The organism is Pseudoclavibacter sp. RFBI5 (genome assembly GCF_002931395.1).
In the GTDB taxonomy this organism is placed as follows: Bacteria; Actinomycetota; Actinomycetes; order Actinomycetales; family Microbacteriaceae; genus Pseudoclavibacter.
Genome location: NZ_PSYA01000001.1, coordinates 115,491 through 126,323, shown reverse-complemented (window position 1 = coordinate 126,323; position 10,833 = coordinate 115,491). Strand labels below are relative to the sequence as shown.

Sequence of the window (10,833 nt, the reverse complement as noted above, 5' to 3'; positions counted from 1 at the left end):
GTGCGGCGCGGAGAGAGGGGGCAAGGGCGGGGCGAGGGGGTCAGGAGCCGCCCAGCAGCTGGACGGTACCGACGCGCGCATCCCAGAGCCGAAGCTCGGTGGCGAGTGCGGGCAGCGGCGCCAGCTCGAGCGCGGACACCGCCCGCTCCAGGTCGGCGAGCCTCAGGCGCCGGGCGAGCGTCACGTGCGGCGTCCAGCTCCCGGGCGCCGTGTGCGGCAGGTCGACTGCGACCTCCGCGTCGCCCGCACGCGCGTGCAGCTCGGCGTGGAACTCGAGCAGGCCGGCGGATGGCACGACGCTTCGGGCCAGGACGGCGCGCGTTCCGGACGTGAACAGCTGCGGACCGCCGAGCGTGAGGGCGATCGGCAGCCTGGCTGCTGCGTCCCGGACGGCATCGACGTCGAGCAGCGGCGGCCCGCCAGGATCACCCTGACCAGAGGCCGCCTCGGTACCCTCCCCTTCGCCCCACGCCTCATCTGGCGAGGCGCTGCGAACGAGCAAGGACAGGTGCGGACGGTTGCTCGCCCCGGTGTGCGCGCCCATGCTGGACACGCCCAGCTCCTGCAGCAGCCGCCACTCCTCCCGGATCTGCGTCTCCGCAGCGGTGTCGAAGAGTAGCTCCAGGCTGACGATGTCACTCACGGCCCACGCTCCAGCACCTCAGAGAGCGCGGAGTGCGCCGGCGACGGCTCGTTGCCCCGCGGCGTCGAGCTCGTGGACTGGCCGCGGGAGGTTCACGGTCGGCACGAGACCGAGCTGGGCGGCGATGGCGGATGCGACCCGGTAGCTGCCGTGCGCGCGGAACAGCTCCCACAGCGGGTCGAGCCGCGCGGAGAGGCTCATCGCGAGTTCCGCTTCCCCGCCGAGGGCGGCTCGCGTGATGGCGAGGCAGGGCTCGGGCAGGACTCCCGCGAGCACCGAGTACCAGACGTCGCAGCCGCCGAGCAGCCCGGCGGCCGCGTACGGGTCTCCGCTGATGCCGACGGAGATGGGCGAGCCGACCTCGTCACGGAGGGCGGTGACGCGGGCGCTCACCTGGGCGACGTCGAGGGAGGCCGGCGGGATCTTGATGGATCGCACGAGGTCGAGGCCGGCGATGCGCGCGTGCAGGGCGTCGCTCACGACGATCCCGGTGGTGGTCGGGTTGTCGTAGACGATGATCGGGATGCCCGAGGTGGCCGCAACGTCCTCGTACAGCCCGTACACCTCGTCTTCGGTGAGGGGCTGGTAGGAGACGGGGGCGAGCAGGACCGCCGAGGCCCCTGCGTCCTCCGCGGAGCGCAGGTTCTCGAGCACGTCGCGGGTGCGGAGGGCGCCGATGCCGACGATGACGGGCACGGCGCCAGCGTGCTGGACGGTGAGCTTCGCGACGGCTGCCCGTTCGGCGAGGTCGAGGTAGGCGTAGCTGCCGGTCGAGCCGAGGGCGCTGATGGAGTCGACGCCGGCCGACTGGAGCCGTTCGACGAGCGCCGCATAGCTGGCTGCATCGATGCCCGTAGATGTGACGGGTGTGAGGGGGAAGGCGCTGACACCCTCGAACAGCGAATCAGACATGGGCTCCCCCTTGCGCGTCGGTGTTCGTGGCGGGCCAGGGCAGGTTCAGGGCGGCCCATTGCAGGAGGAGCACGGTCTTGGCGTCCTGGATCTCACCGCTGGCGACCATGCGAAGCGCCTCATCGAAGTCGAGCGCGACGGATTCGATCTCCTCGCCCTCCTCCTCGACGCCGCCGCCACCGGTGACCGGGGCGCCCGCCGACCAGGGGGCCGCGAAGAAGTGGATGCTCTCGGTCACGGAACCCGGGCTCATGAACAGCTCGAAGACGGGCGTCACCTCGCCGACGACGACGCCGAGCTCCTCCTCGGCTTCACGGCGGATGGCGTCTTCCGGCGAGTCTCCGTCGAGGAGGCCGGCCGCGGTCTCGAGCAGCATGCCGTCGGGGTGCCCGTTGACGTAGACGGGGTAGCGGAACTGGCGGCCGAGCAGCACTTTCCGGCTCTCGAGGTCGTAGAGGAGGATCGTGGCGCCGTTGCCGCGGTCGTAGGTCTCGCGCTGCTGCGTCGCCCACTCGCCGTCGCGTCCGCGGTAGCGGAACGTGGTGCGCCGCAGCACGTGCCACCCGTCGGAGGTGACCTCGACGTTCTCGATCTCGACGTTCGGGTTGCGGGTCAGCTCGCGACCGGCCCGGTCGAGGCCGGTGCGGCCACGACTGTCGGGCACGTCGACGCCGAGGTGACCGTGGGTGAGTGCGTGCTCGTGAGACGACATGGCCTAACGATGCTTCATGCGCCCAGCGAGAGCAAGACAGGCGGCGTGGGAACTTCTAGAGCGCGTCCACGATCGTCAGGCGGCCATCCTCGTAGCTCAGCGCGCGGAGGTCGAGAACGTGCGCGTCGACGATGGCACCTTCGAGGTGGTCGCCGACGCCGATGATGAACCCGACTCCCGCGGCTCGAGCCGCTTCCACGCCCGCCGGGGCATCCTCGAGCGCGACGCAGTCGGCCGGGTCGAGCCCGAGCAGCTCGGCTCCTCGCCGGTAGGGTTCGGCGTCCGGCTTGCCCTTCGTGACGCTCTCGGCGGTCACGAGCGCGGTCGGGACGCGGTGGCCGGCTGCGAGCAGTCTCGCCTCCGCGAGGGGTCGGGTACCGGAGGTGACGACGGCGAAGCTGGCGTCGGGGATGCTCGTCGTGAGGTCGATGGAGCCGGGGATGGCGAGCGTCGCATCCGCCCCCGCGATCTCCGCGGCCTCGAGGGCGGCGAAGGCCCCGGCGAAGGAGTCCGGCGACACCAGCTGCGCAACGGTGTCCGCGGCGCGCACGCCGTGCTCGACCTGCGTGCGGAAGTCGTAGCCGGGCGCGTGGGTCTCAGCCCACGCGTCCCAGGCGACCGCGGCGGCTTCGAGCGAGTCGACGAGGACGCCGTCGCAGTCGAACAGGAACCCGGCGACGGGGTGGACGGTGGAGGTCATCTGTGCCCTTTCGAGAGCTGGAGGAAGCGTGGTGCGGGGCCGGCGGCGACGCGAGCAGGGCGGGAGCGTGTGCTCCCGCCCTGCTCGCGTGCGTTGCGCTGCCTTAGCGGCGGGAGCCTGAACCCGTCGAGGTGGACGCTCCGGCCGAGGCCGTGGTCGAACCGAGCTGCGCCGACTCGTCGATGTCTGCGACCTCGGCGCGCAGCTTCGCGCGGTCGCGGCGACCGAGCACGAGGGTGAGCGTGTAGAGGATGGCGAGTGCGACGAAGAGACCCACGACGATGGCGATCTGGCCGCCGGCGATGGAGAGGCCGCCGAGCAGCAGACCGAAGACCCCGTAGTCGGCGTCCGAGAACGTCGAGTTCGCGAGGCCGACCTCGCCGAGCACCGGCAGCAGGAGCAGCGGCAGGAATGAGATCGCGATACCGTTCGCGAAAGCGCCGAGCACTGCGCCACGGCGTCCGCCAGCGGCGTTGCCGATGACACCGGATGCCGCGCCGGTCATGAAGTGCGCGACGACGCCGGGGACGATGATCGTCGTTCCCATGCCGACCATGGCGAGCATGGCGACGATGCCGCCGACGAAGCTCGAGAGGAAGCCGATGAGCACGGCGTTCGGTGCGAAGGTGAAGACGATCGGCACGTCGAGCGCCGGCTTCGCGTTCTTGACGAGCTTCTCGGAGATGCCCTTGAAGGCGGGGACGATCTCGGCCAGCACGACGCGGACACCGGCGAGGATGATGAACACGCCCGCCGAGAACGTCGCGGCCTGCAGGAGCAGGAAGACGATGAAGTTCTGGCCGTCGGACAGCTCGGTCTCGATGTAGTCGGCGCCCGCGAAGAGGCCGACGATGACGTAGATGATCGCCATCGAGATGGCGACGATGACCGTGGTGTCGCGGAGGAAGCCGAGGCCCTTCGGGAAGTTCAGGTCCTCCGTGGACTTGGAGGTTCCCTTGCCGCGGGTCGCGAGGGCCACGAGGCCGCTCAGCGCGATGCCGGTGCCTCCCGTGTGGCCGAGGGCGACGTCGTCGGTGCCGGTGACCTTGCGCATGAACGGCTGCACGAGCGCCGGCGACACGACCATGTAGATGCCCTGGGCGATCGAGCCCCAGAGGATGACGGCCCACGGCTCGAATCCGGCCGCGCCGAAGATGACGGCGAACATCGCCGCGATGTAGAACGCCACGTGCCCCGAGAGGTAGACGTACTTGAAGCGCGTCGTCGCGGCGAGGAAGATGTTGACGACCATGCCGAAGAAGAAGATGAGCGCGGCCGCGGCACCGTAGTCGAGCAGCACCTGCGCGACGATGGCCTCGTTGTTGGGCACGACGCCCTGCACGTCGAAGGCGGCCTGGAACATCACGCCGAACGGGTCGAGGGACCCGACGACGACGCCGGCGCCGGCCGCGAGCACGAGGAAGCCGACGAGCGTGCGGACCGTGCCCTTCAGCACGTCGCTGAAGCCCTTGCCCTGGACCGCGAGCCCGATCAGGGCGATGAGCGCGACGATGACGGCCGGCTGGGTGAAGATGTCCAAGAAGACATCGAGTACTGCATCCATCGGATGCTGTCCTTTCGATGGAGCCGAAGACGCGGGAGAGCGCTCCGGAAGTTGGGGAGAAGGAGGGGACCGGCTACGCGGTCGCGATGCCGTTGCGGCTGAGCGCCTCGCCGACCTTGGCGCGCAGCTCGTTCAGGTCGATGATGCTGTCGAGGGCGACGACGTCGCCGAGGTCCTGGGCTGCTTCCGCGATGTCGCGTCCGACGAAGATGGTGTCGGCGTCACCGCGGCTCACGGAGCCGAGGTCGGCGTGGTCGACGGTCACGTCGGTGACGCCGAGCTCCTTGAGGACCTTCTCGATGTTGAGGTGGACCATGAAGCTGCTGCCGAGGCCCGAGCTGCAGACTGCGAGGAATTTCGTCATTGATGTTCTCCTGCGTTCAGGACCGCCATGACTTCGGCGGTCGTTGTCGCAGCGAGCAGGGAGTTGCGGGCTGCGTCGTCGGTGAGGAGCTCTCCGAGCTTGGCCATGGTGGCGAGGTGACTCGATGAGTCGGTCGCCGCGAGGCAGAAGAAGAGCGTTATGGGATGCGCGGGTTCGTCGTTGAGCAGCACGGCGGGGCGAACCCAGAGGGCCGAGAGGCCCGTGTCGAGCACGCCGTGCTCGGGGCGCGAGTGCGCCAGGGCGATGCCGTAGCCGAGGTCGATGTAGGTGCCGCCTGCCGCGATGGACGCGAGCATCGCATCCACGTACTGCCGTGTGATCGCGGCCGATTCGAGGAGGGGTTCGCTGACGAGTTCGATCGCGTCGCGCCACCCTTCGACGTGGTCGGCGAAGCGGATGTTCTCGGGGCTCAGATGGTCGATCATGTTCGGTCAGTCCTCCTGTGAAGGTGCGCCGCTCGAGCGCAGGCTCAGTGAGATCTCGCTGTTCTCCGGCGTATGCCAGGCCGTGCCTTCTGCAACGGCCCTGCCGTCGGCGTCGAACACGGTCGATGAGATCCCGAGGAGCCGCATCCCGACGGGGATGTCGAGGTTGAGGGCGATCTCGGGAGTCGCCTCCTCGACGGTGACGACGAGGTCGTTGCGGTGCAGGGTCACGCCGTAGCGCTCGTTCAGGTACGCGTAGAGGGACGCCTCGGAGAAGTCGGCGGTCTGCGCGTCGGGGAAGCGCTCGTAGGGCAGGTACGTGACGACGTACTGGTGCAGCTGGTCGTTCACGTAGCGCAGGCGGACGAGTTCGACGACGGTTGCGGCGAAGTCGATGCCGAGGAGCTTCGCGATGCTCTCGGATGCCGGCGCGAGGCCCTGCCGGAGCACACGCGTCTTGACGGTGTGACCTGCCGAGGTCTGCTGACGGTGGAAGCCGGTGACCTCGTCGGCGAATCGCTCGGGGTAGTGGACGCCGGCCTGCGGTTCGGAGACGAAGGTCCCTCGTCCGTGCTCTCGCGTGAGCCTGCCATCCTGGACGAGCCCGTCGACGGCGTGCCGGAGCGTGATGCGGCTCACCTCGAACTCGGCGCACAGTGTCGGCTCGGCCGGGAGCCGTTCGCCGATCTCCATCGTCGATACCCGCTCGAGCAGGCTCTTGCGCACCGCCAGGTACTTGCTGGTGCCGGCGTTTGCCTCCATGATCGCCTCCTCGCGCTCATCCGTGCCAACTGCATTCGTTATGTCGTCATGATGACACGAAGCTCGACCGAGCGCAACGCCGAACAGCGACCCCTGATTTTCCGGGCATCTCATGGCTTGCTTCCCAAGTCATTATGACGACATAATCACTCCATGACACTCATCACGGAGCCCTCCCCCGACGCGACCCTCGACAACGACCTCGACGCCGACGTCGTCATCGCCGCGCGACTGCTCTCGCTCGACGCCGTCGAGCAGGCGAAATCCGGCCACCCGGGCGCCGCGATCGCGCTCGCACCGCTTGCGACGCTGCTCTTCCAGAAGCACATCCGCCACGACCCGCGTGACCCCGAGTGGGCCGGGCGCGACCGCTTCGTCCTCTCCTGCGGACACGCCAGCATCCTCCTCTACACGCAGCTGCACCTGACCGGCTACGACGTCACGCTCGACGACATCCGCGCGTTCCGCACCCTCGACTCCCGCACCCCGGGACACCCCGAATACGGGCACACGGCAGGCGTCGAGACGACCACGGGACCGCTCGGCCAGGGCCTCGGCACGGCCGTCGGCATGGCCATGGGGTTCGCGCACGAGCGCGCGCTCTTCGACGCCGATGCGGACGCTGGCGAGTCGATCTTCGACCGCCGCGTCTGGGTGCTGGCCTCCGACGGCGACCTGCAGGAGGGCATCTCCTACGAAGCCGGCGCACTCGCCGGCCGCCTCGGCCTCGACAACCTCACCGTGGTCTACGACGACAACGACATCCAGATCGAGGGCGACACCCGCCTGACGAGCAGCGAACGAACCGCCGACCGCTTCCGCGCCCAGGGGTGGCACGTCGACGAGGTCGAGCTCCGGGCCGACGGCGAGGTCGACACCGCCGCAGTGGATGCGCACCTCAGCACCCCCGGCCCCGCCGGGAAGCCGCGCCTCGTGATCGTGAAGTCGCAGATCGCGTTCCCCTCCCCCGGTGCCGTCGGCACCGCGGCCTCGCACGGCGCACCGCTGGGTGCCGTCGAGGCATCCGCTCTCCGGGAGGTGCTCGGTGTCACGACGGGGCCGTTCGAGATCGCCGACGATGTCCTGCGCACCGCGAGGAAGGCCGGCGACCGCGGCGCCGAGCTCCACGCGCGCTGGGATGACGACGCCGCAGCGTGGCGGGCGGGCAGGCCGGAGCTCGCCGCCGCGCACGCAGCCTTCGCCTCCCGCGACCTGCCCACCGACCTGGACAGCCTGCTGCCCTCGTTCGAGGTCGGCACGAGCGTGTCCACTCGAGACGCGTCCGGAGCCGCCATCCAGGCCCTCGCCGCAGCGACTCCTTCGCTCTGGGGCGGCTCGGCGGACCTCGCGGAACCGAACCGCACGGCCATCCACGACGGTGGCTCGTTCCTTCCGGCGTCCACCGAGCTCGGCTCCTACGCCGGCCGCAACATCCACTGGGGAGTCAGGGAGCACGCGATGGCCGCCGCCATGAACGGCATCGCCCTCTCCGGCGGCTGGCGCGTCTTCGCCGGCACGTTCCTCGTCTTCAGCGACTACCAGCGCCCCTCCATCCGCCTGGCCTCGCTCATGGGGGTGCCGGTGACCTACGTGTGGTCCCACGACTCGGTCGCACTCGGCCAGGACGGGCCGACGCACCAGCCCATCGAGCACCTCGCGAGCCTGCGCGCCATCCCCGGCTTCACGGTCGTGCGTCCCGCGGACGCGAACGAGACCGTGGCCGCCTGGAGCGCCATCGTTCGCAGCGAACGGCCGAGCGGGCTCGTGCTCGGTCGCCAGGGGGTGCCGGTCCTCGACCTGCCGGCCGACGCGGTCCGCGCGGGTGTCCCCCGCGGCGGGTACGTCGTCTCGGATGTCGAGTCGCCCGCAGCAATCGTCATCGCGACGGGCAGCGAGGTGGCACTCGCGCTCGAGGCCGCGGAGCGTCTCGCCGCCGATGGCGTGCTCGTCCGGGTCGTCTCCATGCCGAGCCGCGAGTGGTTCGCGGCCCAGGACGCCGACTACCGCGAGGCCGTCATCCCGAGCGAGCTCACGGCCCGCGTGGTCGTCGAGGCTGCGACCTCGTTCGGCTGGCACGACCTCGCCGGCGTGCACGGCGAGATCGTCGGCATCGACGAGTTCGGCCTCTCGGCGCCCGCTGACCAGGCGCTTGCAGCCCGAGGCATGACCACCGAGCGAGTCGTCGAGGCGGTGCGGGCGACGATCAGCCGCTCTGCGTGAGGCTCCCCGCGTTGCACCGACGAGCCTCGTCGGTGCAACGCGGCGTCATGTAACCCGGCGGTCACAGGTCGCAGGAATAGCTTGCAGGTACAAGCGGTTGTTGACCTTCGGGTGGCAACGACCACGCCCCACAGACCCCGCGCATCGCGCATCGAACGGAGACCCATGACCGAGCAGCTGACCGTCCGCAACGAGACCTCCGTCCCCATCCTCGATGCCCTCTCCGACCGCTGGAGCCCCCGCGGCTTCGACGCGAACCACGCCATCGCGGATGAGGACCTCACGGCCATCTTCGAGGCGGGACGCTGGGCTCCGTCGGCGAGCAACACGCAGCCCACGACGCTCGTCGCCGGAGTCCGCGGCACGGCGACGTTCGACAAGATCTACGGCACGCTCATGGAGTTCAACCTCGCCTGGGCCGACCGGGCCTCCGTGCTCATCGCGGTCACCGTCGAGCACGAACGCGACGGCAAGCCCCTGCGCTGGGCCGAATACGACGCCGGCCAGGTCGCCGCACACCTCTCGATCGAGGCGCAGTCGCGCGGCCTCCACACGCACCAGCTGGGTGGCATCCACGTGGATGCCCTCGCCGAGGCCCTCGAGCTGCCTGCGGGCCGCACCCCGATCACGGTCATCGCCGTCGGCCAGCACGACGACTCCGACGCCGTGAGCGAGGAGATCCGTGCGCGCGACAGCTCGCCCCGCTCGCGCCGCGAGCTCAGCGACTTCGCCCAGATCGAGCGCTGAGAGCGGCGGATCGCAGCGGGCGACGCCGCATCCCGGCTCGCCCCAGCCGCGTGGCGTATACACGTTGACGGCGGAAGTCCCCACCGCCGGTTCCGGGCACCGAGCCCCGACACCGCAGGACCCCACTTCATGACAGCAGAAGCAGAGGACAGCACGATGACACATGTCAGCACCGCCGACCGCGCCAACCGTTTGGCCGAACTTCACCAGGCCCCGGAGATCCTCCGAGTCGTGAACGTGTGGGACGCGATCAGCGCCCAGACGGTCGCGGCCCTTCCGGAGACGCAAGCCATCGCGACCGCGGGCCACTCGATCGCGGCCTCCTACGGCTACCCGGACGGCGGCATGTCGCTCGACGTCGCACTCGCAGGGGCGAAGGTCATCGTGGATGCGGTGGACCTGCCCGTCACGGCAGACCTCGACGACGGCTACGACGACCCGGCGGAGACCATCCGTCGCGCGATCGGCCTCGGCATCGTCGGCGCGAACGTCGAGGACCGCCTGCGGCCGTTCGACGAGTCCGTCGCCCGCGTCGCCGCGATCATCCGCGCCGCTGAAGCCGAGGGCGTCAACTTCCAGCTCAACGCCCGCACCGACGCCATCGCGCGCGGCGGCGAGCGCCCCATCTCGGAGAGCATCGACGACGCCATCGCGCGCGGTCGCGCGTTCCTCGACGCGGGTGCGTCCCTCGTCTTCGTCCCCGGCGCGGTCACGCGCGAGACGGTGGAGCCGCTCGTGGAGGGCCTCGGCGCCGGCAAGCTGTCCGTCATCGGCCTCCCCGGCGCGCTCACCGCCGCCGAGTTCCAGGAGCTGGGCGTCGCCCGCGTCTCCTACGGACCGCTCACGCAGCGGGTCGCCCTGCGCGCGCTGCGCGACCTCGCCATCGACCTGTACGGCAACGGGGTCATTCCGACCGACACCCCGGCACTCAACTAGGCACGAGCATCCACGCCCCCGAGCGGGGCGAGATGCAGAGCGGACTTGTGGTCGTCAACCCTCACGGTTGACGACCACAAGTCCGCTTTCGTCGTCTGGGGGCGGGGGGGGGATCAGGTTTCGGGGAGAGAAGCCGAGGCCGTCGCAGACCTGAAGTGCGCGGCCAGCAGCTCCCCGGAGTGGATGATGTGCTCGCTCGCGGCATGCCTCGCCGCCTCCGCGTTCCTGGCCTTGATGGCGTCGATGATCTGCGTGTGGTCCGCACGGGTCGCCTCGGGCCACCCCTCGATCTGCGCGTAGAAGTTGCGGGGCACGTACTTCGAGAAGAGGGCGACGAGCCAGCGGAGCCTCGGAGCATCCACGATGTGGTTGAGCAGGTGGTGGAACTCGTTGTTGCGGGCCTCGAGCGCTTCGACGTCCCCGCGCACGGCCGCGGCGAGCAGCTCGTAGTGCAGGGCCTCGAGCACTCGCAGCTGCTCATCGGAGATGCTGCGCGCGGCACGCGCGGCGAGCTCTCCGGCCACGTTGGCGTGCACGAGGAAGACGTCTTCGATGTCCGCAGCCGTGATCGGGTGCACGCGGAACCCCTGGCCGCGCACGCCGTCGACGAAGCCCTCCACGCGGAGCGACTGCAGCGCCTCGCGAACCGGAGTCGCCGACACCTTCAGCCGCTGCGCGATCTCGTCGATCTGCAGGGATTCCCCGGGCAGGAGCACCCCAGAGATGATGCGCTCTCGGAGGTACTCGGCCGCGAACGAGCGCATGCTGCCGTAGCGACGGGCTGCGTCTTCGAGGCGTTCGTCGGGTGGGAGCGGCACGGGGACATC

At 70.1% G+C, this 10,833-nt stretch carries 12 protein-coding genes; 3 read left to right on the top strand and 9 right to left on the bottom strand.

Going from position 1 to position 10,833, the window contains the following annotated elements:
• Window positions 1–40 precede the first annotated feature (40 nt).
• The 8 genes from C5E06_RS00610 to C5E06_RS00575 all read right to left on the bottom strand — a co-directional run bounded on the left by C5E06_RS00610 (window position 41) and on the right by C5E06_RS00575 (window position 6,103).
• On the bottom strand, window positions 41–643 hold the full coding sequence (locus tag C5E06_RS00610) for a 2'-5' RNA ligase family protein (protein ID WP_104305657.1): 603 nt from the start codon (window positions 641–643) through the stop codon (window positions 41–43).
• 18 nt (window positions 644–661) lie between these two features.
• Window positions 662–1,555 carry a dihydrodipicolinate synthase family protein gene (locus C5E06_RS00605; RefSeq protein WP_258067452.1) on the bottom strand — a complete coding sequence of 298 codons (894 nt, stop codon included), beginning with the start codon at window positions 1,553–1,555 and terminating at the stop codon, window positions 662–664.
• On the bottom strand, window positions 1,548–2,267 hold the full coding sequence (locus C5E06_RS00600) for an NUDIX domain-containing protein (protein ID WP_104305656.1): 720 nt from the start codon (window positions 2,265–2,267) through the stop codon (window positions 1,548–1,550). The genes C5E06_RS00605 and C5E06_RS00600 overlap by 8 nt, the downstream gene beginning before the upstream one ends.
• Before the next feature lie 55 nt (window positions 2,268–2,322).
• On the bottom strand, window positions 2,323–2,967 hold the full coding sequence (locus C5E06_RS00595; RefSeq protein ID WP_104305655.1) for an HAD-IA family hydrolase: 645 nt from the start codon (window positions 2,965–2,967) through the stop codon (window positions 2,323–2,325).
• 103 nt (window positions 2,968–3,070) lie between these two features.
• Entirely contained in the window at window positions 3,071–4,531 is a 1,461-nt protein-coding gene (locus C5E06_RS00590) for a PTS ascorbate transporter subunit IIC (RefSeq protein ID WP_104244955.1), read from the bottom strand.
• Window positions 4,532–4,604: 73 nt separating this feature from the next.
• Window positions 4,605–4,895 (bottom strand): PTS sugar transporter subunit IIB, encoded by a 291-nt coding sequence (locus C5E06_RS00585; RefSeq protein ID WP_104244953.1) that lies wholly within the window; start codon window positions 4,893–4,895, stop codon window positions 4,605–4,607.
• A complete protein-coding gene (locus C5E06_RS00580) occupies window positions 4,892–5,341 on the bottom strand; it encodes a PTS sugar transporter subunit IIA (RefSeq protein ID WP_104305654.1) in 450 nt (149 codons plus the stop codon). The genes C5E06_RS00585 and C5E06_RS00580 overlap by 4 nt, the downstream gene beginning before the upstream one ends.
• A 6-nt stretch (window positions 5,342–5,347) precedes the next feature.
• Complete coding sequence (locus tag C5E06_RS00575) at window positions 5,348–6,103, bottom strand: GntR family transcriptional regulator (RefSeq protein WP_160070625.1); 756 nt, start codon at window positions 6,101–6,103, stop codon at window positions 5,348–5,350.
• A gap of 153 nt (window positions 6,104–6,256) precedes the next feature.
• Here C5E06_RS00575 and tkt point away from each other — a divergent pair, with 153 nt between their 5' ends.
• From tkt to C5E06_RS00560, 3 genes are all read left to right on the top strand, one after another.
• Entirely contained in the window at window positions 6,257–8,323 is a 2,067-nt protein-coding gene (tkt, locus tag C5E06_RS00570) for a transketolase (RefSeq protein ID WP_104305652.1), read from the top strand.
• Between the two features lie 165 nt (window positions 8,324–8,488).
• A complete protein-coding gene (locus tag C5E06_RS00565; protein WP_104301009.1) occupies window positions 8,489–9,070 on the top strand; it encodes a nitroreductase family protein in 582 nt (193 codons plus the stop codon).
• A 156-nt stretch (window positions 9,071–9,226) separates the two neighbouring features.
• Entirely contained in the window at window positions 9,227–10,006 is a 780-nt protein-coding gene (locus tag C5E06_RS00560) for an isocitrate lyase/phosphoenolpyruvate mutase family protein (protein WP_104305663.1), read from the top strand.
• A gap of 113 nt (window positions 10,007–10,119) precedes the next feature.
• On the opposite strand, the gene C5E06_RS00555 is transcribed toward C5E06_RS00560, so the two are convergent.
• Complete coding sequence (locus tag C5E06_RS00555; protein WP_104305651.1) at window positions 10,120–10,824, bottom strand: GntR family transcriptional regulator; 705 nt, start codon at window positions 10,822–10,824, stop codon at window positions 10,120–10,122.
• Between the last annotated feature and the right edge of the window lie 9 nt (window positions 10,825–10,833).

What these genes read in the sequence shown, in the direction of transcription:
- tkt (WP_104305652.1), top strand. Translation starts at nt 6,257, where the DNA reads ATGACACTCATCACGGAGCCCTCCCCCGACGCGACCCTCGACAACGAC.
- C5E06_RS00605 (WP_258067452.1), bottom strand. Translation starts at nt 1,555, where the DNA reads ATGTCTGATTCGCTGTTCGAGGGTGTCAGCGCCTTCCCCCTCACACCC.
- C5E06_RS00565 (WP_104301009.1), top strand. Translation starts at nt 8,489, where the DNA reads ATGACCGAGCAGCTGACCGTCCGCAACGAGACCTCCGTCCCCATCCTC.
- C5E06_RS00585 (WP_104244953.1), bottom strand. Translation starts at nt 4,895, where the DNA reads ATGACGAAATTCCTCGCAGTCTGCAGCTCGGGCCTCGGCAGCAGCTTC.
- C5E06_RS00580 (WP_104305654.1), bottom strand. Translation starts at nt 5,341, where the DNA reads ATGATCGACCATCTGAGCCCCGAGAACATCCGCTTCGCCGACCACGTC.
- C5E06_RS00575 (WP_160070625.1), bottom strand. Translation starts at nt 6,103, where the DNA reads ATGGAGGCAAACGCCGGCACCAGCAAGTACCTGGCGGTGCGCAAGAGC.
- C5E06_RS00600 (WP_104305656.1), bottom strand. Translation starts at nt 2,267, where the DNA reads ATGTCGTCTCACGAGCACGCACTCACCCACGGTCACCTCGGCGTCGAC.
- C5E06_RS00590 (WP_104244955.1), bottom strand. Translation starts at nt 4,531, where the DNA reads ATGGATGCAGTACTCGATGTCTTCTTGGACATCTTCACCCAGCCGGCC.
- C5E06_RS00560 (WP_104305663.1), top strand. Translation starts at nt 9,227, where the DNA reads ATGACACATGTCAGCACCGCCGACCGCGCCAACCGTTTGGCCGAACTT.
- C5E06_RS00595 (WP_104305655.1), bottom strand. Translation starts at nt 2,967, where the DNA reads ATGACCTCCACCGTCCACCCCGTCGCCGGGTTCCTGTTCGACTGCGAC.